Source organism: Nonomuraea sp. PA05 (genome assembly GCF_008086045.1).
Lineage (GTDB): Bacteria > Actinomycetota > Actinomycetes > Streptosporangiales > Streptosporangiaceae > Nonomuraea > Nonomuraea monospora.
Map to the genome: position 1 here is coordinate 211,306 of NZ_VSEY01000001.1, position 21,065 is coordinate 232,370.

The 21,065-nt window shown below is 72.6% G+C and carries 21 protein-coding genes; 13 read left to right on the plus strand and 8 right to left on the minus strand.

From position 1 onward, the window contains the following. Positions 1-518: 518 nt before the first annotated feature. The 4 genes from FXF51_RS01000 to FXF51_RS01015 are packed head-to-tail and all read left to right on the plus strand — an operon-like array spanning position 519 to position 2,394. Complete coding sequence (locus tag FXF51_RS01000) at positions 519-896, plus strand: DUF2089 domain-containing protein (RefSeq protein WP_222871064.1); 378 nt, start codon at positions 519-521, stop codon at positions 894-896. Further along, the gene (locus tag FXF51_RS01005; protein WP_148432283.1) at positions 893-1,153 is read left to right on the plus strand and encodes a hypothetical protein; all 261 of its coding nucleotides are present in this window, start codon (positions 893-895) and stop codon (positions 1,151-1,153) included. The genes FXF51_RS01000 and FXF51_RS01005 overlap by 4 nt, the downstream gene beginning before the upstream one ends. Before the next feature lie 11 nt (positions 1,154-1,164). After that, the gene (locus FXF51_RS01010; protein ID WP_148432284.1) at positions 1,165-1,587 is read left to right on the plus strand and encodes an SHOCT-like domain-containing protein; all 423 of its coding nucleotides are present in this window, start codon (positions 1,165-1,167) and stop codon (positions 1,585-1,587) included. A 9-nt stretch (positions 1,588-1,596) separates the two neighbouring features. Further along, positions 1,597-2,394 carry an alpha/beta fold hydrolase gene (locus FXF51_RS01015; RefSeq protein WP_148432285.1) on the plus strand — a complete coding sequence of 266 codons (798 nt, stop codon included), beginning with the start codon at positions 1,597-1,599 and terminating at the stop codon, positions 2,392-2,394. Positions 2,395-2,538: 144 nt separating this feature from the next. On the opposite strand, the gene FXF51_RS01020 is transcribed toward FXF51_RS01015, so the two are convergent. Further along, positions 2,539-3,342 carry a DUF899 family protein gene (locus FXF51_RS01020; RefSeq protein ID WP_148432286.1) on the minus strand — a complete coding sequence of 268 codons (804 nt, stop codon included), beginning with the start codon at positions 3,340-3,342 and terminating at the stop codon, positions 2,539-2,541. Further along, positions 3,339-4,757 (minus strand): FAD-binding oxidoreductase, encoded by a 1,419-nt coding sequence (locus FXF51_RS01025; RefSeq protein ID WP_222871065.1) that lies wholly within the window; start codon positions 4,755-4,757, stop codon positions 3,339-3,341. The genes FXF51_RS01020 and FXF51_RS01025 overlap by 4 nt, the downstream gene beginning before the upstream one ends. Before the next feature lie 90 nt (positions 4,758-4,847). Between FXF51_RS01025 and FXF51_RS01030 the strand changes: the two genes are divergently transcribed. Further along, positions 4,848-5,381, plus strand: coding sequence for an Lrp/AsnC family transcriptional regulator (locus tag FXF51_RS01030; RefSeq protein ID WP_148432288.1), 534 nt, complete (start codon positions 4,848-4,850; stop codon positions 5,379-5,381). A 49-nt stretch (positions 5,382-5,430) separates the two neighbouring features. Here the strand turns inward: FXF51_RS01030 and FXF51_RS01035 are convergent, their stop codons facing one another. The 3 genes from FXF51_RS01035 to FXF51_RS01045 all read right to left on the minus strand — a co-directional run bounded on the left by FXF51_RS01035 (position 5,431) and on the right by FXF51_RS01045 (position 10,749). Continuing rightward, positions 5,431-8,952: a serine/threonine-protein kinase gene (locus FXF51_RS01035; protein WP_148432289.1), complete on the minus strand. Its 3,522-nt coding sequence runs from the start codon at positions 8,950-8,952 to the stop codon at positions 5,431-5,433. Between the two features lie 315 nt (positions 8,953-9,267). Next, positions 9,268-9,915 carry a carboxymuconolactone decarboxylase family protein gene (locus tag FXF51_RS01040; protein WP_148432290.1) on the minus strand — a complete coding sequence of 216 codons (648 nt, stop codon included), beginning with the start codon at positions 9,913-9,915 and terminating at the stop codon, positions 9,268-9,270. A gap of 15 nt (positions 9,916-9,930) precedes the next feature. Continuing rightward, a complete protein-coding gene (locus FXF51_RS01045; protein WP_148432291.1) occupies positions 9,931-10,749 on the minus strand; it encodes an SDR family oxidoreductase in 819 nt (272 codons plus the stop codon). Positions 10,750-11,028: 279 nt separating this feature from the next. On the opposite strand from FXF51_RS01045, the gene FXF51_RS60360 reads away from it, so the two are divergent. Next, on the plus strand, positions 11,029-11,172 hold the full coding sequence (locus FXF51_RS60360) for a hypothetical protein (protein ID WP_187414093.1): 144 nt from the start codon (positions 11,029-11,031) through the stop codon (positions 11,170-11,172). A 162-nt stretch (positions 11,173-11,334) separates the two neighbouring features. On the opposite strand, the gene FXF51_RS01055 is transcribed toward FXF51_RS60360, so the two are convergent. Together FXF51_RS01055 and FXF51_RS01060 are read right to left on the minus strand one after the other, a co-directional pair. Next, positions 11,335-11,835, minus strand: coding sequence for a cupin domain-containing protein (locus tag FXF51_RS01055; RefSeq protein WP_148432293.1), 501 nt, complete (start codon positions 11,833-11,835; stop codon positions 11,335-11,337). After that, a complete protein-coding gene (locus tag FXF51_RS01060; RefSeq protein WP_148432294.1) occupies positions 11,835-12,734 on the minus strand; it encodes a LysR family transcriptional regulator in 900 nt (299 codons plus the stop codon). The genes FXF51_RS01055 and FXF51_RS01060 overlap by 1 nt, the downstream gene beginning before the upstream one ends. Positions 12,735-12,969: 235 nt before the next feature. Between FXF51_RS01060 and FXF51_RS01065 the strand changes: the two genes are divergently transcribed. The 7 genes from FXF51_RS01065 to FXF51_RS01095 are packed head-to-tail and all read left to right on the plus strand — an operon-like array spanning position 12,970 to position 20,102. Then, positions 12,970-14,076, plus strand: a complete 1,107-nt coding sequence (locus tag FXF51_RS01065) for an LLM class flavin-dependent oxidoreductase (protein ID WP_187414094.1) — start codon at positions 12,970-12,972, stop codon at positions 14,074-14,076. A gap of 2 nt (positions 14,077-14,078) precedes the next feature. Further along, a complete protein-coding gene (locus FXF51_RS01070) occupies positions 14,079-15,596 on the plus strand; it encodes an ABC transporter substrate-binding protein (RefSeq protein ID WP_187414095.1) in 1,518 nt (505 codons plus the stop codon). Further along, positions 15,593-16,594 carry an ABC transporter permease gene (locus tag FXF51_RS01075; protein WP_148432296.1) on the plus strand — a complete coding sequence of 334 codons (1,002 nt, stop codon included), beginning with the start codon at positions 15,593-15,595 and terminating at the stop codon, positions 16,592-16,594. The genes FXF51_RS01070 and FXF51_RS01075 overlap by 4 nt, the downstream gene beginning before the upstream one ends. Continuing rightward, positions 16,591-17,457 (plus strand): ABC transporter permease, encoded by an 867-nt coding sequence (locus tag FXF51_RS01080; RefSeq protein ID WP_148432297.1) that lies wholly within the window; start codon positions 16,591-16,593, stop codon positions 17,455-17,457. The genes FXF51_RS01075 and FXF51_RS01080 overlap by 4 nt, the downstream gene beginning before the upstream one ends. After that, positions 17,441-18,307 (plus strand): ABC transporter ATP-binding protein, encoded by an 867-nt coding sequence (locus FXF51_RS01085; protein WP_262379232.1) that lies wholly within the window; start codon positions 17,441-17,443, stop codon positions 18,305-18,307. The genes FXF51_RS01080 and FXF51_RS01085 overlap by 17 nt, the downstream gene beginning before the upstream one ends. Further along, complete coding sequence (locus FXF51_RS01090) at positions 18,304-19,212, plus strand: ABC transporter ATP-binding protein (RefSeq protein WP_148432298.1); 909 nt, start codon at positions 18,304-18,306, stop codon at positions 19,210-19,212. The genes FXF51_RS01085 and FXF51_RS01090 overlap by 4 nt, the downstream gene beginning before the upstream one ends. Beyond that, a complete protein-coding gene (locus FXF51_RS01095) occupies positions 19,209-20,102 on the plus strand; it encodes a serine aminopeptidase domain-containing protein (protein WP_148432299.1) in 894 nt (297 codons plus the stop codon). The genes FXF51_RS01090 and FXF51_RS01095 overlap by 4 nt, the downstream gene beginning before the upstream one ends. A gap of 333 nt (positions 20,103-20,435) precedes the next feature. On the opposite strand, the gene FXF51_RS01100 is transcribed toward FXF51_RS01095, so the two are convergent. Continuing rightward, a complete protein-coding gene (locus FXF51_RS01100) occupies positions 20,436-21,023 on the minus strand; it encodes a TetR/AcrR family transcriptional regulator (protein ID WP_148432300.1) in 588 nt (195 codons plus the stop codon). Between the last annotated feature and the right edge of the window lie 42 nt (positions 21,024-21,065).

Consider the following 21,065-nt stretch of genomic DNA (forward strand, 5'->3'; position numbering starts at 1 on the left):
GCCGTTGACGGTCATGGAGGCGTAGGCGCCGGGGCCCATGTCACTGGTGGCGGATTCGACCAGGGCCGTTGAGCCGGGCCCGGGCCCGGGCCGGGGCGCGCAGGGTGTCGTGGACCGCGGATGCCACGCCGGTGCCGATCAGCAGCTCGACGGGGTCGATGCCGAGTTCGTGGGCGAGTTCGTCGAGGGCGCTTTCGAGGGAAGGTGGCGGTGGAGTAGCCGGGGCCGCGCATCGGGGTGGGCGGCGATCACGGTGTGCGGCCGGTAGCGGGCGGCGTTGCCGGACGCGCCGCCGGCGAACGGCGAGATGACGCGCCCGTCGGTGGCGGGGATGCCGAAGACGGTGGCGAGCTCGTCGCGGGTGCCCGAAGTTCGCGCGTACCGCGTCGGCGCGAGAACTGGCGGAGGCGTCCACTCCGTCGGCAGTAGAGGTGGAGTGGGCGACGAGGCTCAATCACCTCAAAAAAATTAAGATCAACATCATAAAAGTTAACGCCGCATCGGATATAACTTCAAGTATGACGGAAGAGACGATGGACTGGCAGGAACTCACCAGCCTGACCCGGGGCCGGCCGTTCGTCGTCGAGCGGGTGCGCCTGGCAGACAGCGGCGTCGCGATCGAGGGCGAGTTCGAGCTGCCGCAACTGGCGCAGCTCAGCGTCGAGGATCAGGTCTTCGTCACGGCGTTCGTACGGTGCCACGGTTCCATCAAGGAGATGGAACGCATCTTCGGGGTGAGCTACCCGACGATCAAGGGACGGCTGAAGCGGATCTCGGAGACGCTCGACTTCGTCGAGACCGATCCGTCCCCATCGCGGGCCGACATCATCGATCGGCTGCGCCGTGGCGAGATCACCGCACAGCAGGCCCTGTCCGAGTTGGAGGGCCGGTCATGATGCCGCAGTTGGTGACCGTACGGGTCGAACGCCCAGACCAGCGGGCCATCCGGATCTGGGTGCCGGTCCTGCCCGTGGTGCTCGTCCTCTCACCGGTCATGGTCCTGGCCGTTCTGGGCGCGGCCGTGGCCTGCCTCGTGTTCAGCATCAGCTTGGTGCGCGCGCTCGGCACCGGCTGGCGCGTCGTCTCGGCGTTGCCCGGCACCCGGGTCGACGCCGAATACAGCCGTACGGCGGTGCTCGTATCCATCCGGTAGGAGAGGTTTCGATGAACGAACAGCGCAAGGACGTCCTCGACATGCTGGTCGAGGAGAAGATCACTGCCGAGGAGGCGGAGCGGCTCCTCGTCGCGCTCGAACGGGACCAGTCGCCGGCGGCTTCGCGCATCGAGCCCCGGCCGAAGGGCAGGGCGAAGTACCTGCGGCTGGAGATGGAGTTTCTCGAGGACGGTGAGTCAGGGCGGCTCAACGTGCGGGTGCCGCTGCAACTGCTGCGAGCCGGTGTACGGCTCGTCGCCCTGATCCCGCCGCGGGCGCTGGATCGGGCCAACGCCGAGCTGGTCAAGGCGGGCGTGCCGATCGACCTGACCCAGCTCAAGCCCGCACAGCTGGAGGCGCTCGTGGAGCACCTCGACGAGACGATCGTGGAGATGGAGGCGCCCGATGGCCACCTGCGCGTCTTCTGCGAGTGAGGAGAGACCATGACCAGCCAGCGATCCCACAGGACCGGCATGGTCCCCGTGGACGATACGGCCTTAGCCGTCACTGACACCGGCGGCGACGGTGTCCCCGTGATCTACCTCAACGGCCACGCCGCCGTTCAGCGGCAGTGGCGGCGGGTCCTCGCCGAGTTGGGGCCGGATTGGCGGCATGTCACCTACGACATGCGGGGGCGTGGTAAGTCGCGGCGTTCGGCCGACTATTCGTTCGAGACGAACATCCGCGATGTCGATGCTGTCCTCGCAGCCCAGGGTGTGGTCCGGGCGGTGGTGGTGGGCTGGTCCTATGGAGCGTTCGTCGCGGCGCACTGGGCCAGCAGGAATCCGGCTCGTACCGTGGGCGCGGTCCTGGTGGAGGGCGCGCAGCCCTATGACTGGTTCGACGAGTCCATGGAACCGGGGATGCGCAAGATATGGAAGCGGATCTGGTGGCCCATGCAGCTGCTGCGCCCGTTCGGCATGGCTCCACGGATGACCGGCGACCAGCTGGCAGACAGCAACATCGAGGTCGGCAAGATCGCCCGCGAGCGTGACCTGGGCCCTGTGCTGGACGCCATCACCGTCCCGGCGCGCTACGTGGTCGCTTCCGGGGAGTCCTTCGGGAGCCAAGGCGGGCACGAACAGGTACGCGCCAGCCTCCCCGCTGTGACTGCCCGCAATCCGAACATCCAGATCAGCGCGAAAGTCGCCAGCAACCACGGTTCGATCCTGCGTAAGGACTATCGCGCCATCGCCGAGGCCGTACGCGAGGTCGCCGCCCTCGACCACGAGGGGAATTGAAGACGCCACCGTCACGGCGAATCTCGCACGGGAGACCCTTCCTGGCCATGTGACCGCCCCGCGAGGTCGCCGGCCCACTGGGCCACGGCCTCGCCGTCGCGTCCTGGGCGTGTGCTGCCGGCGATGACCGCCATGGTGCCGCGGTCAGTCGTGCAGCGGGCAGGTGCATCTGGTCGGCCCGTCCGGCAGCGGGCCGAGGTCGTCGTCGCGCCCTGCCCGCAGGCGCGGCTGCTGCGCCATCGGACGGCCGTCGGCCGACCGGAACTGGCCGCCTTTGGAGCCCCAGCGCTGCGGCCAGCCCTTCGGCGAGTCCTCCCAGTTCTCCTGGCGGCCGTAGACGGTGCGATCCAGCAGTCCGTACGAGGGCGCCATCGCCTCGTTGCCGCGGCCGGAGGTCCAGTAGGTCTCACACACCTGGTCACCGTCGCGCAGGTAGCAGACCAGGATGCCGAAGTACCGGCCGGCGATCAGCCGGTCCACCGACTCCCGCGGCACCGAGTACCAGGGAACGGTGTAGCCCATGAAGTCGCGGTATCGGGAGCTCTCCTCGTACGAGCCCTCGGACAGGACCGCGTAGCTGACGTCGCGGGAGTGCAGGTAGGCCAGCTCGTTGACGTGGGAGGTGTTGAAGGTGCAGCCCTCGCACTGCTGGGCGGCGGGCCGGCCGGGGTGCCACATGTGAAAGTAGGCGATCAGCTGGGACCGGCCGTCGAACAATTCGATCAACGGCACCGGCCCCTTCGGCCCGGTCAGCGGTGTCCGTGGATCGACCGCGACCATCGGCAGGCGGCGCCGGGCGGCGGCGAGTGCGTCACCCTCACGGGTGTGGGCCTTCTCCCGGATACGAAGCCGGTCCAGCTCGGCCTGGAACACGGCCCGGTCGGTGATCGGGGGCTTGGGCGCGTCGCCGATCGGTGAGGCGTCGGGCTGGACGGGCCGGTCGCTCATGGTGAATCCTCTCGAAGGTGCAGGCCTGGCAGGATGCCGTGCGGGTCGTGAGCCGCTTTCACCCGCTCCAGCCTGGCAAGGTTGCCGCCCCAGTAGGAGCGTCCAGGATCGGCGAGAGTGGGATCGGGGAAGTTGGGGTACACGCCGCCGCTGGACCAGGGCTGGACTGTCTGCCAGGAGCGCCGCAGCCAATCACTTTCCGGCGGGACGGCGCCGGGCGGTGCCGGCCGCAGCGTGGCGGTGTGTTTGAGCAGAAAGCGCTCGCTCCGATGCGGGAACGCTGTGGCATGCGACGGGACGCGGTTGTAGGCGCCACCCCACGGCGTGAGGTCGAGTTCGCGGGACTCGCCGGCCCGCCGGTCGGCCACCAGCTGATCGACCAGGACGTCGAGCGGTCCCGGCGGTATGTCCTGCCGGAAGAAGCCGGACCTGCTGAACAGGTGCCCGCCATCACCGCCGGGCACGCGCGCGGCAAGCGTGGCTTGCGTGTCCGTCCACGACGCCTGCCGGCGCCACCGGCTCCTCGGGCGTGCCCCGGCCGTGGCGATGAGGTCGTCGAGCAGGTCGTCGGTGTGCGCGGGCGACAACCCGGCGGACACTCCGAACAGGCTCACCCGCGCCCGCCCGTGCTGCTCGGCCGGGACGGTGAGCAGCAAGCTCACGGCGAGTTCGTCCGGTGCGTCCGGGCTCCACCTCTGCCAGGCATCGATGACCTGGGCGGCGTGCCGGTAGTCCCACCGCAGCTCCACCGCGGTGCACCGCGGGGAGGAAACCGGCGCGAACGTCAGCTCCGTGACGACGCCGACCCCCGCGGCACCACCGCCTCTGAGGGCCCAGAACAGGTCGGCCTCCTCACGCTCGTCGCAGTGGGCGAGGCTGCCGTCCGCGCGGACGACACGCGCGCCGACGAGCCGATCACAGGTCAGCCCCCAGACACGGCCGAGGAAGCCGAGACCGCCGCCGAGGGTCAGCCCGGCGATGCCGACGGAAGGGCCGCTCCCGGCGGGCAGGGTGCGGGCGTGCCGGTCGAGGCGCCCGTACACGTCGGCGAGCCGCGTACCTGCGCCGATGTGCACATTCCCGTCTTCGAGGGAGACTCCGGTGAGCTCGCCGAGGTCAATGAGCAGTCCGGTGGTGGTGGAGCGCCCGGCGAAATCGTGTCCGCCGCTGCGTACCGCCACCGGCAGGCCGTTGTGCTTGGCGAAATCGAGCGCGACCACGACGTCGGAGGCCGCCAGGCAACGCACCACCGCCTGCGGGCGAACCTCACCGAAGCGCTGCCCGGCCGGTCTGAACGCCGCGTCGTAGCCGGCGGAACCGTCGATCAGCACGACGCCGGTGACCCGCCGCGCCAAGTCCCGCCAGGCCCGGGCCGGCAGCACGTCGGCTCCGCTCGGTTGCCCGTCTCTGATCACGGGTTTCACCCTAGGCAGCCAGGAGCTCACAGGACATGGCCATCGAGGCGTACCCAGGTGATCGTTGGACGCGATTGTAAAGTGAGCGGCGTGCATTCCTTTCGATCGGAAAGTGACCTGGACGACCTCGACTGGAAGCTCATAGAGGAGTTGCAGGCCGACGCCCGGCTGTCCTACAACGAACTGGCCCGGCGGGTGCATCTGTCCGCGCCGGCCGTCGCCGAACGGATCCGCCGCCTGGAACGACGCGGCGTGATCGTCGGCTATCAGGCACAGATCGACCCCGTCGCGGCCGGCTTCCCCATCCAGGCCTACATCGAACTGCGCTGCGCTCCGAGCTCCTGCCTGCTGAAGAGCTCAGCCGCCGAGGACTACCCGGAGGTGGTCGAGATCGACAAGCTGAGCGGGCAGCACTGCTCGATGCTCAAGGTCAGGGCCTCGTCGCTGGCGCATCTCGAAGGCGTGCTGGAGCAGATCGGCAAGCACGGCCAGATGGACACCCACATCGTCCTGTCCACGCAGTACCACGACCCGCGCGTGCGCCGGAACCATCCCGACCGGCCCGTGACCGCCTCCGCGGGGTGGACGCGCCGCACTGCGGGAACCGCGAACTCGTCGGACTGAACGCCTGCCGGGCGGAGCCCCGAATGACCTGATCAGCGTGACGATGGTGTCAGCAGACCTTCCGGTACGGGAGCTCCGGCACGTAACGCGACCAGTCGGCCGCCGGCGGGGAACCGCCGACGCGGGCGCACAGCAGGGCCGCCGCCCGTTCCGCGTCGGTGGTATGGGCGAACAGCACGCCGTCGCTCGTCAGAGCGTGGAGCGTGGCCCCGTCGGCGGAGAAGGCGAGGGCCAGCACGGGACCGGCGCCCCCCGGGAAAGGCAGGTCGGCGGCCTGCCCCGTGGACGTGTCCCGCACGCGGACCCGCTGGGCGCTGTCCACCGTGGCCAGCGTGCGCCCGTCGGGCGAGGACGCGGCCAGCTCGACGCCGGAGTCGCCGATCAGTGGCGGCTCGACGAGGCGGCCGGTCGTCAGATCGGCGAGGTAGAGGGCGTTGACGCCGGTCAGGGCGTAGCGGGGATCGGGCGCGAGACCGTCCAGGGCGATGCCGATGTCGCCGGTGCCGACGCGCCGGACGATCTTGCCCGACCCTGCGTCGACGAGCACGAGCCCGTCGTCGTCGAGCACCACCAGCCGCCGCCCGTCGGGGAGGAAGGCGAACGGCCCGCGGGCGGGTGAGGTCGTGTGCGCGAGCCGCCATGAGGGCGCGGCGGTCCAGAGCTGGACGACGGGCTCGCGCCGGCAGGTGCCCGCCGCGGAGTAGGTGGCGCTGACGGCGATCGTCTTCCCGTCGGGGCCGAACCCGACGCCGCTGACCTCCCACAGGTCGCCGCGCCGGCGAGGCGGGCGTTTCAGGAGACGGGCCAGTTCGCGGCCGGTGGCGACGTCGCTCACGCGGACCGCCCCGTCCGGCGTGACGGCCGCGAGGCGGGTCCCGTCCGGGCTGAGGCTCACCCCCTGGAACACGTGTTCGGGCAGCTCGGCGCAGGGCGACGGCTCGTTCACGGCGCCGGGCGAGGGGGCGGCGAAGACGATGGCCGGGCCCACCTGGCGGCGAGTGGCGAGATCCCACGCCCTGACGCCGTCCGGTCCGTACGTGGCCGCACGCCCGGCCCGCACCGCGAGCGCCGCGTGCGTGGCCTCCTCGCCCAGCCCCGACAGCCGTGGCGGCGCCGTGTAGGACGACAGGTCCGCGTAGCGCACCCCTCCGGGCCGCACCGTGTAGGCCAGGCCGCGCGCGTCCCCCGTGAACGCCAGCTCCTCCACCTGCGACGGCAGGCTGAAGACCACGGTCGCCTGCCTGCTCGTGCGCAGGTCCAGCAGCCGGATCGCGTCGTCCGCCACGCTCGCCAGCCACCGCCCGCCCGCATCCAGGGCGAAGTCGTCCACGCGCTGCCCCGCGCCCGGGTGGCCGGTGCGCTCGGCGCCGGTGCCCGCGTCCCAGAACCGCAGCTCGGCGTCGTGCGTGAGGAGCGTCCTGCCGTCCGGGGTGAACCGCAGTGCCGACACCTGGCCGTGGTACGGCTCCTGCTCGCCTGCGGGGAGCGGGACGTCGATCGTACGCGTGGCACGGCCCGACGCGAGGTCCACCAGCTCGACGCGGTGGCGCACGTCGGCGAGCGCGAGCGTGCCGCCGTCGGGGCTCAGGGCGACCGCCGTGACGTTCTGCTTGTTCAGGGAGGCCACCAGGGCGCCGTCCGGCAGATCGATGACCGAGACGGGCCTGTCGGACTGATGGGTGAGGATCACCGCCCGGTCACCGCGGGCGTTGAAGACCGCGTCGTTTCCTCCTAGATCGAGTTCACGGCGCAGCCCGCCCCCGCGGACGTCGAACAGGCGCGTGGTGAACTGCGTGGAGTCGAGAGCCACCAGGAGGGACGCGTCCGGGGAGAGGAAACTGCCGGCGCAGCAGCGGGGCGACCGTACCCGGCCCAGGGTCTCGCGACTCGCGGGATCCCGCACCGTCGCGCCGTCGCCGTTCCAGGTCAGGACGTGGCCGCCCGGCACGGCGACGTACTCGCCGTCGATGCCCGTGCTCACGTCGGCCTGCCCCAGCGAGGCCAGCAGGCCGACCCGCGCCTCGGGCACCGGCGAGACGCGCCAGGCGGCGACGCTGAGCGACAACGCCGTGGAGGGGGCGTGCAGGCGCAGCTCCGGCACCCGCGCCGCCAGCCTGCGGGCGATCGCCTCGTCGCGCTGCGCGGTGACGACGCGGCGCTGCGTCTCGGCCACCGTGCCCAGGACGGCCGTCACCGCGAGCAGCACGGCCAGCGTGATCAGCGACAGCCGCCTGCGACGCCGGCGGCGGCCCGCCAGCGCGGCGGACGCGGCCAGGAACTCCCGCTCGAGCCCGTTGAGCCGCAGGTTCCGCCTGGCCTGCCCTGCCCACCGGTTGTCGCGTTCGAGTGCCGAGCCCTGGTGCAGGTCGGCGTCCTTACGTCCGTGGGCGGCCCAGGCCCGTGCCGCGTCGCGCAGGCGTTCGTGATCGGCCAGCCCCGGCCGCTCCTCGGCCAGCCAGCCGCGCAGCCGCGGCCACGCGACGGGCAGCGCGGGAGCGGCGATCCGGATCTCGGTCCCGGCCCCCGTTCCGCTGCTGGTGCCGGTCGCGGTCAGGAACGAGGCCCGGCACAGTGCCTCGACGGCGGCCGGCACCGCAGGGTCGTCGCCCAGCTCGTCCAGGGCGGCGGATCTGAGCTGGTCGCCCGGCCCGGCGAGCCGTACCAGGATTCCCGGCACGGCGGCCTGCACCGGCTCGGGCAGCGCCGCGAACACCAGCTCGGCGCGCTCGCCCAGCGGCGGCTCCACCGGGTCGTCGCGCGACCCGACGGCACCGGCCGCGCGGTTGCCCGCCTCCGCCAGATCTTGCCGGTCCGCCCGGCGTTCGAGCAGGCTCAGCAGGAGGTCTCGCGCCGTCGGCCGGTCCTCGGGACGTTCGGCCAGCCCGGCGGGCACGAGCGAGCGAAGCGGCTCGGGGAACTCCACGGTGTGCGCCTGCGCCCGGTACGGCGGGCGGCCTGACGCGGCGTAGAGCAGCACGGCCGCCCAGCCGTAGACGTCGGCCTCCGGCCCCGCGGGGACCCCGCGTAACACCTCGGGCGCCATGTACAGCGGGGTCCCCACGGCGCCGCGGGTGCCGGAGGTCACCGAGCCGGTCAGCAGCCGGGCGATGCCGAAGTCGATCACCCGCGGCCCGTCCGGGCCCAGCAGCACGTTGTCCGGCTTGAGGTCGCGGTGCACCACGCCCGCACGGTGCACGGCCACCAGGGCCGTGGCCACCCCCACCGCGAGCCGGTGCAACTGGTCGCCCCGCAGCGGCCCGTGCCGCTGGACGGCGGCGCGCAGGCTCGGCCCGGGCACGAACTCGCTGACGATGTACGGCCGCTCGGCCGCGAGATCGAAGTCCACGATCCGGGCGGTGCAGAACGGTGCCACCCGCGACAACGCGGCCACCTCGCCGTCCGGCGGACGCAGCCCGGCGGACGCGGCGTGCAGCACCTTGACGGCCACCCGCTCGCCCGAGGGCCCGTACGCCTCGTAGACGACCCCCTGCCCGCCCGCGCCCAGCCGGCCCGCCAGGGCGTAGGCGCCGACACGCGCGGGATCGCCCGCCACGAGTGCGCTCGATGTCATGATCCATTGTGCGCGGGAACCCTCGGTCCGGGGAAGGCTGGGGAAGAGTCATGTCCCCGGAGAAGAGAGCCGCAGAATCCGCCGCCCCGAAGCGTGGACGACGCCGTCGCGTGGTGATCGTCTGATCCTTCCCTCGGCTACTTCGGCCCCGCTCGGCTGCGAGAACCAGCGCACCGCTGGAGTGCTGCTCGCCGCGTTCATGGTCGCTGTCGCCGACGAACTCAAGACCCTCGGGCTTCTTCGGTCTCGCCAACCGCATCGTCCTGGTCGTTCGTCTCGCTGTGAGGGGAAGGCCCGCCCTTGTCCCCTATGCGGCTAAAGGTGCAGGGCTCGGGCGGCGGCCCAGGCTCTCGGGAGGCCGAATTCGGCGACGCCGCGGAGCAGGTCGCGCAGGGTGTCGTCGGTGGCGCCCGCCGCTTTGGCGAGCTCGGCGTGCAGGCGCAGGGATTCCCCGAGCGTCTGGTAGAAGACGTCCACCACCAGGCAGGCGATGGCCCGCTCCCGGACGCTGAGGTGCGGACGCGCCCAGCGCTGGGCCAGCTGGTCCTCGGTGAAAGCGGCCAGGCCAGGATCCACGTTCTCCAGGGCGTGTACGGCTCGCGCGAGCGGCCCGGCGAGCGGCGTCGGCTCGACGGGCTTGTCGTCCCGCGCCTCCGGCAGGCCGAGTTCGGTCAGGCGCTGGAACGCGGTGACCAGGATCGGATAGCCGGCATAGGGCGCCAGATGCCGGTACAGCTCCCGGATCGCCTCGGCGTCGGCCCCGTGGTCCAGGGCCATCCGCAGGTGCATGGCCAGGGGCTGGCCGAGGTGGGGATGGCACAGGTCGGCGGTGAGGCAGACGAACGCCTTCTCGCGCATGGTCAGGTGGGGCAGGCCCCAGAGGTTGTGGCCCGCGCTCACGGCGCACTGGGCGAAGACGGGGTCGAGGGCGGTCAGGGCTTCGGCGCCGGAGAGCTGGGTCATGATGGTGGGCTCCGTTCAGGACAGGCCGAGCACGCGCATGCGTACGGCGTCGAGGGTGTATTGGGGAACGATGCGCCCCATGGTGCTCATCAGGCGGGATTTCTTTCCGACGGGGTAGCGGGAGCGAGGCTTGCGCGCGGTGAGGGCGTGCAGGACGGCGCGGGCGACGACGTCGGGGCTGGATCCGGTGCGCTCTTCCTTGAGGCCGGCGGTGGTCATGGTGCGGTACGCCTGGCCGTACAGCCGCCGCCCTTCCTCACCGAGCGAGGCCAGGCGGGGCTTGACTTCGTCCTCGAGCTTGTCGACGGCGTCGGTGTGGATGGAGCCGGGTTCGATGAGGACGGCCGCCACGCCGTACGGCTTGAGCTCCATGCGCAGGGCGTCGTTGAGTGAGCGGATGGCATGCTTGGACGAGCAGAGCGGGCCGCCGAAGGGCAGGGTGATCCAGCTCCCGACCGAGCCGACCGTGACGACCCGGCCGCGCGAGGCGCGCAACATCGGCAGCATGGCCTGGGTGACGGCGATCTGGCCGAAGACGTTGACCTCGTATTGCCGGCGCAGCGCGTCCAGGGGGACGAATTCGAGGGGGCCGGTGACGCCGATGCCGGCGTTGTTGACCAGGGCGTCGAGGTGGCCGAGCCGCTGGACGGCGTCGGCGATCTGCCCGGCGTCGGTGACGTCGAGCTTGATCGGGGTGACGGTGGGGCCGAGCGCCTGGCCGTCGGCGTCCTTGCGCACCCCCGCGTGGACGGTGAAGCCCTCACGGGCCAGCAGCAGGGCGGTGGCCCGGCCGATTCCGGTGGAGGCGCCGGTCACCAGCACGTTCTTCGACATGGTGTGATCCTTTCCGCTGTGATCCTGGCCGCGAGCGCTTCGCGAGCGCGGCCGCCCGTACGCGCGAGATCTTCGGCACCCGGCTCGCACCGCCCCTCGCGGGGACCGGGCCGCCACCGCCAGGGCGACGCTCGTGGCCGCTACCTGACCGCCGGCGGGTTCAGGTCGCTTGGTCATGCCCGCACCCTACGAAGATCGCGATGACGGCCGCCTCCGTCGCGTGACTGATGTTCGCTTCGCGGTCGCACCAGTCATGCGACGGAGGCGCTACGCAGGGCCGTGGTCACCAGCCAGCACGGTGCCGTCTTCCGGCACGTGCACCCGTCACGGACCGCGCCGGGCATGCTGCCGGTACGGCTGAGCCTGCCGCGACCGGGCCGCTGCCTCGCCCACGCCGAGATCGAGCGGGCGCCCTGGAGCTGACCTGCCAGCGGCTGGCGGACCCGGCCCAGGCGCACTCGCTGCTCGTCCACACCGGTGAGAGCTACGAGAAGCTGCGGGTGCTGTCCGTCATCGGCGCCCAGACGCTGCGCTGGCCACCCGGAAGGGCCCGCCCCGTTCGAGCTCGACGCCGGCGCTGACGGGTCAGAGCCTGACCGCGGACCAGTCGAGGCCGTCGAGGTTCACCACGATCGCCTCCTGGGTCGTGCGGGCGATGACGACGACGGCCTCGGAGTCCGGGTCGGGGTTCTCCTCGCGGTGCGGGACGAACGGCGGCACGAAGACGTAGTCGCCGGGGCCGGTCCGGATCCGGTGCACCACCGGCTCGTCGCCCTCCACGTCCAGGAAGACGAAGACGGGGTTGCCGGACACCACGTAGATCGCGGTCTCGGACGCCCCGTGGTGGTGGTCGCCCGACGACGTCGAGGCGGCGACATGCGTCTGGCCCATCCACAGGTTCCGCGCGCCGACGGTCTTGCCGCTGACGGCTTCGAGCCGTTTCATCCCCGAGGTCTGCGAGGTCTGGCCGATCAGGCCGCCCGGGGCGACGTGGTGCAGGGTCCGGTGGAACGGGTCGATGTCGCCGGGCACGAGCACGCCGCTGGGCGTGCGGACGAAGCCTCCGTCGGACGGCTGAACAGGCATCAAGCTCCTTTGGCGAGGGATGGCACCCCGATCGGTACCGGGGTCAGTACCGGGGTCGTCAGAAGGCGGCGGAGCACCTGCGACACGCGCCCGGCGACGGTCGGCGCGACGCCCTGGCGGGCCCACAGCGCCAGCGGCAGGGGCTTCGGCCGGGGCAGATCGTCGCGCGGCGCGAGGCCCTCCGGCGTCTGCCCGAGCGTGGCCAGCAGCGCCACGCCCGCGCCGGCGCTGACGGCGGCGTGCACGCCGGCGAGCTGGTTGGCCTCGGCGGCGATGGAGACCGGGATCGAGTGGTGCGACAGGGTCACCAGGGCGCGGTCGCGCAGCGCGCAGGGGTTGTCGAAGGCGACGACGGGTAGCGGCTCGCCGCGCCGGGGCGGCGTCCAGCCGGGGGCGGAGTACCAGGTGAGGGCCAGGTCGCCGACCGGGGTGGCGCGCGGGTCGTCGGTGGGCCCGATGAGCAGGGCCAGGTCGATGGTCCCCGTCGCGAAGCTCTCGCGCAGCTTGGTCCCGCGGTCGATCCTGAACTTGACGCCGTAGCGGGGCGCGGCCCCGTCGAGGGTGGCCGCCAGGTGCGGCAGCAGCTGGGCCGCCGCGTGCTCGGTCGAGCCGATGACGACGGTGCCGCGCGCCTCGTGGTCGAAGCCGCGCAGTGCCTCGTCGTGCAGCGTCAGGATGCCGCGCGCCAGGCTCAGCAGCTTCTCGCCGTCGGCGGTGAAGCGGGAACCGCGGCCGCGCCGCTCCACCAGCGGGCGGCCGATCGCGGTCTCCAGCCGGCGCACGTGCTGGCTGACCGCCCCCTGGCTGAGGTGCAGGGCGTCGGCGGCGCGCTGGAAGCCGCCGGCGTCGGCGACAGCGACGAAGCTGCGCAACGGAGCGATGTCCAGCGTACGGTTCATGCCCGCCACAATACCCATTATTCCTACCAAATGTAAAGGTTTATTAGCCGTCGTGATCGGTGGTGATGAGGAATCGTCGTTGGACACCCCGGCGGACATGACCGCAGGCTGAGGGGCGTGAACCAGCCAGCCACCCTGACCCAGCAGACACGATGTCGCCGGCGAGGCAGCGCCTGCCGTCGCGCCGTTCGCCCCAGCTGAGCGGCTCAGTCCACACGTTCGAAAGGTTCGCACTTTGTCGATCCAGATCCTGGGAATGGTCTCGACCACCTACGGCTCCGAGAGCGCCGGTTGGCGGGGACCCGTCGTCGACCCCGGTTACCTCGCCGACTTCGCCCGCGCCCACGAGGAGGCCGGCTTCGACCGCGCGCTCGTCGCCCACAGCGCCAGCTCGCCCGAGGGCTTCGCCGCGGCCGCCCACGTGCTCTACAACACCGAACGGCTGGGCGTCCTCATCGCCCAGCGGCCCGGCTTCATCCAGCCCACCCTCACCGCGCGCAAGCTCGCGACGCTGGACAACCTCACCGGCGCGGGCCGCGTCGCCATCCACCACATCACCGGCGGCAGCGACACCGACCAGCGGCGCGACGGCGACTTCGCGGGCAAGCAGGCCCGCTACCGGCGCACCGCCGAGTTCATCGAGGTGCTGCGGCGCACCCTCACCTCCGGCGAGCCCTTCGACCACGAGGGGGAGTTCTACCGCTACGAGGGCGCGTTCAGCTCGGTCAAGCCGCAGGGGGAGGTGCCGATCTACTTCGGCGGGCAGTCCGACGACGCGATCCGGGTGGGCGGCCGGTGGGCCGACGTCTACGCCCTGTGGGGCGAGCCCCTGGCGCAGACGCGCGAGCGCGTCGACCTGATCCGCGCCGAGGCCGCGCGGCACGGCCGCGAGATCGGCTTCTCCCTGTCCGTACGCCCGATCGTCGCCGAGACGGAGGACGCGGCCTGGGAGAAGGCCGCCCGGATCCGCCGCGCCTTCGAGGACGAACTCGCCCGCGACGGCGGCGGGACGTGGCGGATCGGCCGCGGCGAGAACACGGCGGTCGGCGCCCAGCGGCTGAAGGACGAGGCGGACGAGAAGCTCGTGCACGACGAGCGGCTCTGGTTCGGCGTCACCCGGCTCACCGACGGCGGCGGCAACTCCACCGCCCTGGTCGGCACGCCCCAGCAGGTCGCCGACGCCCTGCTCAAGTACTACGACCTGGGCATCCGCAACTTCCTGATCCGCGGCTTCGACCCGCTGCGTGACGTGCGCGACTGGGGCGAGGAGCTGGTCCCGCTGCTGCGCGCCGGCGCCGCGGCCCGCGAGGAAGCCCTCATCGCCGCAGGTCAAGGGGGATGAGCGTGAGAAAGGCGATCATCGCCGCCGTCGCGGTGCTCGCGCTCACCGGCTGCGCCTCCCGCGCGGCCGGCAGCGACGGCGTCACCGCGTCCGCGGGCGGCCAGCGCGGCGACACCCTCACCTGGGGCTGGTCGCTGCCCTCCACCTGGGACCCGGTGACCTCCGCGGTCGGCAACGACGTCCACGCGCTGACCCTCGTCTACGAGGGGATCACCGAGGTGAACGCCAAGGGCGAGGCCGTCCCCGGGCTCGCGCACTCGTGGACCTACGCCGAGGACGGCCGCTCGGTCACCTTCCACCTCCGGCCGGGCCTGACCTTCTCCGACGGCACGAAGCTCGACGCGGCCGCCGTCAAGGCCAGCCTGGAACGCGGCAAGACCGCGAAGGACTCGACGATCGCGCCGCAACTGGCCACCGTCGAGAGCGTCACCGCCGACAGCGCCACCGACGTGACGCTGCACCTGACCCAGGTGGACTACCAGATCCCGCTGCTGCTGTCCGGCAAGACCGGGCAGATCGTCAGCCCGGCGGCGTCGCAGGACGCCACGAAGCTGGCCACCCAGCCGGTCGGCGCCGGGCCCTTCATCCTGAAGAGCTACGTGCCCGGGTCGCAGGCCACGCTGGTGAAGAACCCCGCGTTCTGGAACGCGGACCAGATCCTCGTCACGAACTTCGTGCTCAAGCCGACGCCCGACCCGTCCGTGGCGGTCGCGGGGCTCCAGTCGGGCCAGTTCGACGTCGCCGACCTCACCGCCTCGCAGGTCGGCGGGGTCAAGGCCGCCGGATTCCCGGTCGAGACGACCGACGTGCTGCCGGTTCGCGTCCTCGACGTGAACAACACGGTCAAGCCGTTCGACAACCCCAAGGTCGTCCAGGCGATCAGCACGGCCATCGACCGGCAGGCGCTGGTCGAGACGGCCAACTTCGGCTACGGCCAGCCGGTCTGGCAGCCGTTCCCCAAGGGGTACGTCGCCCACGACCCGCGGCTCGACAACCTCTACCCGCACGACGTGGCCAAGGCCAGGCGGCTGCTCGCCGAGGCGGGACACCCGGACGGCATCGACGTCCAGCTCGCGCTGGGCAAGGCCGACGACCCCGTCGGCGAGCTGATCCAGCAGCAGCTGAACGCCGCCGGCATCCGCACCACGCTCACCGTGCAGACGCCGGGCGTCAACAACTACATCACCCGCAGGTACCCGTTCGTGCTCGACCAGTTCAACGCCCGCCAGTCGCCGGTGCAGGCGCTGCAGGTGCTGTTCGGGCCGCAGGGGCTGATGAATCTCGGCAAGACCACCCCCGACCGGCTGCCCGAGGCGGTCGCGAAGGCGAGCGGCCACGACCTGAAGGACCCCGCCTACCCGGCGGCGATCCAGGAGGCCACCAAGATCGCGGTGACGAACATGCCGAACGTGTTCCTGTTCACGGTGACGCGCTTCACCGCGCACACCCCCAAGGTGCACGGCCTGCGGCACTGGGTGGACATCCAGCGCTTCGAGGGCGTCTGGGTGGAGAAACGATGACCGCGCTGAACGGAGTGCGGCTCGTCACGGCGCCCGCGGCCGCCGGGCGGACCGCCGCCGCCCTCGGCCGCGCCCTGCTGATCGCGGTCCCCGTGCTGCTCGTGTCCACCTTCATCACGTTCATGCTCGGCGGGCTGACGGAACAGGACCCCGCGTCGGTCGTGCTCGGCGACTCCGCCACGCCCGCCGACGTGGCCAGGATGCGCGAGGCGTTCGGGCTCGACCAGCCGCTGCCGGTGCGCTACGCGCTGTGGCTGTGGGGCGCCCTGCACGGCGACCTCGGCGCCTCGTGGTTCACGAAGATCCCCGTCGCGCAGAGCATCGCCGAGCGGCTGCCGGTCAGTCTGTCCGTGGCCGCCGGGGCGCTGCTCATCGCCGTCGTGCTCGGCGGCGTGTCCGGCGTCCTCGCCGCCGTCCGGCAGGGCGGCCGGCTGGACCGCGCCGTCACCGTCGTCACCTCCGTGCTGGCCACCGTCCCCGGGTTCGTCGCCGCGATCGCGCTCATCACGGTGTTCTCGCTGCTCATTCCCGTGCTGCCGTCCGGCGGCTGGGCGCCGCCGTCCGAGGGGCTGCTGACCTGGGCTACCTTCCTCCTGCTGCCGAGCGTGGCACTGAGCCTGGACGCCGCCGCGGACGTCGCCCGCCAGCTGCGCACCGGCCTGGCCGACACGCTGCACGAGAACTACATCGTGGGCGCGCGGGTGCGCGGGCTGCCGGGATGGCGCGTCGTGCTCGTGCACGCGCTGCGCAACGGCGCGGGCCCCGCGGTCGCCGTGCTCGGCATGCACGTGCCGCGGCTCGTCGGCGGCGCCGTCATCGTCGAGACCGTGTTCGCGCTGCCGGGCATCGGCGAGCTGACCAAGACCGCGGCGCTCGGCGGCGACGTGCCCGTCGTGCAGGGCGCCCTGCTCGTGACGATCGCCGTCGTGCTCATCTCGTCCGCGCTCGTCAACGTCCTGCTGGTCAAGCTGCGCCCCGCCGCCAGGAGGGAGATATGAGGACCGTCACCGACGCCCTGCGCACCCGCGCGGGCGCCCTCGCGGCGATCGTGCTGGTGGCCGTGCTGCTGCTCACGGTGATCGGGCCCTTCGCGGCGCCGTACGACCCGCTGCGCAACAGCCCCGGCATCCTCCAGCCGCCGAGCGCCGCCCACTGGTTCGGCACCGACTACCTCGGCCGCGACGTGCTGAGCCGGGTTCTGGCCGGCGCGCCGGGGTCGGTGTTCACCGCGTTCGAGGCGGTCGCCATCGGGCTGGTCATCGGCGTCGTGCCCGGCATCACCTCTGTGTACCTCGGGCGCGTCTACGAGTGGATCACCCTGCGGGTCATGGACGGGCTCATCGCCCTGCCCTTCCTGATCTTCGCCATCGCGGTGGCCGCGCTCCTCGGCAACGCCGTCCACCAGGCGATGATCGCCGTCGGCATCCTGCTCGCGCCGTCGTTCTACCGCATCACCAGGGCCGCCGCGCTCAGCCACGCCAACGCGCAGTACGTGACGGCCGCGCAGCTCTTCGGAGCCTCGACGTGGCGGGTGCTGCGCACGCACGTGTGGTCGAAGATCCTGCCGACGCTCGTCGTGGCCACCGCGAACGCCACCGCGGGCGGCCTGCTGATCGTCTCGTCGCTGACCTTCCTCGGCATCGGCGTCGTGCCGCCAGAACCCACCTGGGGCGGCATCGTCGCCAGCGACCTCGGCTACCTGACGCAGCGGCCGTACGGTCCGGTGTTCCCCTCCCTGTTCATCATGGCGACCGTCGGCGCGCTCAACCTGCTCGCCGACGCGATCAGGGACACCAGCGGCGACCACGGGCGTGCGCGGACGCTGATGAGGAGGGGAACGCGCCGTGTCCATCTCGCCTGACTCCGCCACCGCCGTCCGCCCGGTCGCCGACGCGGGGCGCGAGACGCTGCTGTCCGTACGCGGGCTGCGCGTCGGCGTCGCCGACGGCACCGAGGTCGTGCACGGCGTGGACCTCGACATCCCGCGTGGCTCGGCCGTCGGGCTGGTCGGCGAGTCCGGCAGCGGCAAGACCCTGACCTGCCGCGCCATCCTCGGGCTGCTGCCCGCCGGCGTCGAGGTCACCGGGGGAGAGATCACCCTGCGGGGCGCCGAGCTGACCGCCCTGCCCGCCGCCGAGCGGGCGCGCCTGCGCGGCACCCACCTCGCCGCCGTCTTCCAGGACCCGGCCTCGTACCTCAACCCGTCGATCACCGTCGGCGCCCAGCTCGCCGAGGTGCTGCGGGTCAAGGTGGGGCTGGCCCGCCGGGCCGCGCGGCAGCGGGCCGTCGAGCTGCTGCACGCCATGGGGCTGCGCCGCCCCGAGCACGTCTACGCGCAGTACCCCTTCGAGCTGTCGGGCGGGATGCTGCAACGCGTGCTCATCGCGATGTCGATCACCGCTGACCCCGAGCTGCTGATCGCCGACGAGGCGACCACCGCGCTCGACGTGACCGTGCAGGCCGAGGTGCTCGAACTGCTCACGGAGCTGCGCCGCGACCGGGGGCTCACCCTCGTCGTCGTCTCCCACGACCTGGCCGTCGTCTCGCAGCTGTGCGACACCGTCCACGTCTTCCGCGACGGTGGCGTCGTCGAGTCGGGGCCCACCCGGCAGGTGCTGCGCGCCCCGGCCCATCCGTACACGCGCGAGCTGATCGACGACCACGAGCGCTTCGGCATCGACCGGGTGCGTGAGCAAGGGAGCCGCCGATGACCGCACTGCTCGACGTCTCCGGGCTGCACGTCGCGCTCGGCCGCGGACGCAAGCGCACCGAGATCCTGCACGGCGTCGATCTCACGGTGGCGCCCGGCGAGATCGTCGGGCTGATCGGGGAGACCGGCTCCGGCAAGACCACGCTCGCCCGCGCCGTCCTCGGCCTCGCGCAGGCCCGCAGCGGCACCGTCTCGGTGGACGGGCGCGAGGTCGGCGGGCTGCGCGGCGGCGCGTTGCGGGCGTTCCGCCGCAGCGGGGCCGTGCAGTACGTCTTCCAGGACCCGCTGCGCAGCCTCGACCCCGACCGCACCGTCTTCGACACCCTGGTCGAGGGGCTCGCCGTGCGCGGCGGGCACCGGCGCGGCGCGTTGGGGAACGCCGCGCGCCGCGGGCACAGTCGCGCCGAGTTGCGGGAGGCGGCGCAACGCGTCGCGCGGCTCGTCTCGCTGCCGATCGACCTGCTGGACAGGCACCCCGGCGAGCTGTCCGGCGGCCAGCGGCAGCGCGTCGCGATCGCCCGCGCCGTCGCCGTCGATCCGCGGCTGCTGATCTGCGACGAGCCGGTCAGCGCCCTCGACGCCTCGACGCGCATCACGGTCCTCGAACTCCTGACGCGGCTGCGCGAGACCCGCGACATCGGCGTCCTGCTGATCACGCACGACCTCGGCTCGCTCGGCGGCGTCGCGGACCGCGTCGTCGTGCTCTACCACGGGCAGGTGGTGGAGACGGGCACCACGGAGGAGATCCTTCTGGCCCCACGGCACCCGTACACCCGCCTGCTCGTGACGTCCGTGCCGTCGATCCGCGACGAGCGGCCGCCGGATCCCGGGCTGCGGCGGGCGCTGCGCGCGGAAGTGCGCGCCCTCGCCACCCCCCTCCCCATGACCGATCGGAGTTGGACATGACGCAGAACACCGACTTCCACGCCCCCGGCGGGCTGCGGACCAGAGGCACGGTCATCGTCGTGCCGGGACGCGGCGAGACCCGCGCGACGTACGCGCGGTTCGGGGCGCGGCTCGCCTTCGACGCCTACCGGGTGCGGGTCGTGGATTTGCCGGACGGTGACCCTTCCGAGGTCGCGCCCTTCCTGGACGCGCTCGCCCGGCGGCTGTCGGAGGCCGTCGAGGGCCTCGCGGCCGAGGGGGCGGACGGCCTGCCACGGCCGCTGGTCCTGGTGGGCGCCGACCTGGGCGCCACCGCCCTCGCCGCCCTGCTCACCAGAGCCTCCTCGGCGTCGGCGTCGGCGTCGGCGGGGGCGGGCGCGGGCGCGGCTTTCGGCTCGGCGGTGGGCTCGGCGGTGGGCTCGGCGGTGGGCGCGGGGGCGGGCGCGGGGGCGGGCGCGGCGGCGGGCGCGGCGGTCTGGTGGCCGGATGCGGTCGTGCTCGCGGGGCTGCCCGGCAGCGGCTCGCGGGCCGACGGCGGCTGGGCGGACGAGCTCGACGTCCGCACCCACTGCCCCACCCACCGCGGCGTCCTGACCGGCGACGCGTCCGTGCGGCGGGGCGCACTGTCCGGCGCCGTGCCCCAGGACCTCCTCACCACGGCGTACGAGAGCACGGCGCCCATCCCGCACCTCCTGCTCGTCGGCGACGCCGACCCGCTGGCCGACCGCGACACGATCACCCGCACCGCCAAGACCCTGCCCAACGCACGGCTCGCCGTGGTCCGCGGCGCCCACCACGACGTACTCAACGACCTGCAGCACCGCGCGGTCGCCGCCGAGGTCGTCACGTTCCTGGAGACGCTGCGCGACGACCTGGTCCCGGCCGTCACCGTGGAGACGAGCGCCTGGTGAGCCCGCGCTTCCTCGCGAGCACCCCGCTGTCCGCCGATCCGGCGTGGTCGCTGCCCGGCGAGACCGAGCACGACCGGCTGCGCGCCGCCGTGGACCTGGCCGGGTGGGCCGAGCGGATCGGCTACTACGGCTTCGGCGTGGGGGCGCGTGTGGCACGGCTCGGCCGCCAGCAGGCGCACCACGGCCACGACCCGGCGCGGATCCCCCTCGGGCTGGGCGCCCACTCGCCGGTGATCGCCACCCGCTCCCAGGACGCCTACGAGCCGGCCCGCCCGGCGTTCCAAGGATCGACTGGCCGGGGAGCTCGAGGTGCTGCCGGGCGCCGATCGGGCGTCAGGCGCGCAGCCGAGCCAGGTGGTAGTCGAGCGCCGCCACGACCTCCTCCGGTGAGTAGTGGCCGACCAGGGTGGCGTTCACGATGCCCTGCGCGAAGGCGTACAGGATGCTCGCCTCCTTGCCGGGATCCAGGTGCGCGGCGAGCTGCCCGGCGGCCTGGGCGGCGCTGATCTGCTCGGCGAAGAAGGACAGCAGGTGCGGCAGCCCGAGCCGCATCGCCGCCGCCTGGTCGGCGGCCACCACCGAGCTCGCCTGGAACGCCAGCCCGACGCGGTTCAGGTAGCGGCGCTCGTCGTCCAGCGGCAGCAGTTCCAGCACGGTGTCCCGCAGCAGGCCGAGCGGCTCGGACCGGCGCGCGGCCACGGCCGCCACCCTGGTCCCGATCCAGACTCTGAAGTGCTCCAGCGCCAGCAGCAGCATCTGGTCCTTGGTCGTGACGTAGTACTGCACCGTCCCCATGGGCATCCCGGCCGCGGCGGCCACCTCCCTCAGGCTGACGCTCTCCATGCCCTTGTCGTGGATGACGCGGTGCACGGCCTCGGCGATGTGCCGCCGCCGGGCGTCATGGTCGACGATCTTCGGCATCTACCCCGTTACTTTCTCGTGCGAGTGCATGAAAAAAGGTTT

What these genes read in the sequence shown, in the direction of transcription:
- FXF51_RS01080 (WP_148432297.1), top strand. Translation starts at nt 16,591, where the DNA reads ATGAGGACCGTCACCGACGCCCTGCGCACCCGCGCGGGCGCCCTCGCG.
- FXF51_RS01100 (WP_148432300.1), bottom strand. Translation starts at nt 21,023, where the DNA reads ATGCCGAAGATCGTCGACCATGACGCCCGGCGGCGGCACATCGCCGAG.
- FXF51_RS01060 (WP_148432294.1), bottom strand. Translation starts at nt 12,734, where the DNA reads ATGAACCGTACGCTGGACATCGCTCCGTTGCGCAGCTTCGTCGCTGTC.
- FXF51_RS01005 (WP_148432283.1), top strand. Translation starts at nt 893, where the DNA reads ATGATGCCGCAGTTGGTGACCGTACGGGTCGAACGCCCAGACCAGCGG.
- FXF51_RS01045 (WP_148432291.1), bottom strand. Translation starts at nt 10,749, where the DNA reads ATGTCGAAGAACGTGCTGGTGACCGGCGCCTCCACCGGAATCGGCCGG.
- FXF51_RS01000 (WP_222871064.1), top strand. Translation starts at nt 519, where the DNA reads ATGACGGAAGAGACGATGGACTGGCAGGAACTCACCAGCCTGACCCGG.
- FXF51_RS01020 (WP_148432286.1), bottom strand. Translation starts at nt 3,342, where the DNA reads ATGAGCGACCGGCCCGTCCAGCCCGACGCCTCACCGATCGGCGACGCG.
- FXF51_RS01090 (WP_148432298.1), top strand. Translation starts at nt 18,304, where the DNA reads ATGACCGCACTGCTCGACGTCTCCGGGCTGCACGTCGCGCTCGGCCGC.
- FXF51_RS01015 (WP_148432285.1), top strand. Translation starts at nt 1,597, where the DNA reads ATGACCAGCCAGCGATCCCACAGGACCGGCATGGTCCCCGTGGACGAT.
- FXF51_RS01055 (WP_148432293.1), bottom strand. Translation starts at nt 11,835, where the DNA reads ATGCCTGTTCAGCCGTCCGACGGAGGCTTCGTCCGCACGCCCAGCGGC.
- FXF51_RS01040 (WP_148432290.1), bottom strand. Translation starts at nt 9,915, where the DNA reads ATGACCCAGCTCTCCGGCGCCGAAGCCCTGACCGCCCTCGACCCCGTC.
- FXF51_RS01035 (WP_148432289.1), bottom strand. Translation starts at nt 8,952, where the DNA reads ATGACATCGAGCGCACTCGTGGCGGGCGATCCCGCGCGTGTCGGCGCC.
- FXF51_RS01095 (WP_148432299.1), top strand. Translation starts at nt 19,209, where the DNA reads ATGACGCAGAACACCGACTTCCACGCCCCCGGCGGGCTGCGGACCAGA.
- FXF51_RS01010 (WP_148432284.1), top strand. Translation starts at nt 1,165, where the DNA reads ATGAACGAACAGCGCAAGGACGTCCTCGACATGCTGGTCGAGGAGAAG.
- FXF51_RS01075 (WP_148432296.1), top strand. Translation starts at nt 15,593, where the DNA reads ATGACCGCGCTGAACGGAGTGCGGCTCGTCACGGCGCCCGCGGCCGCC.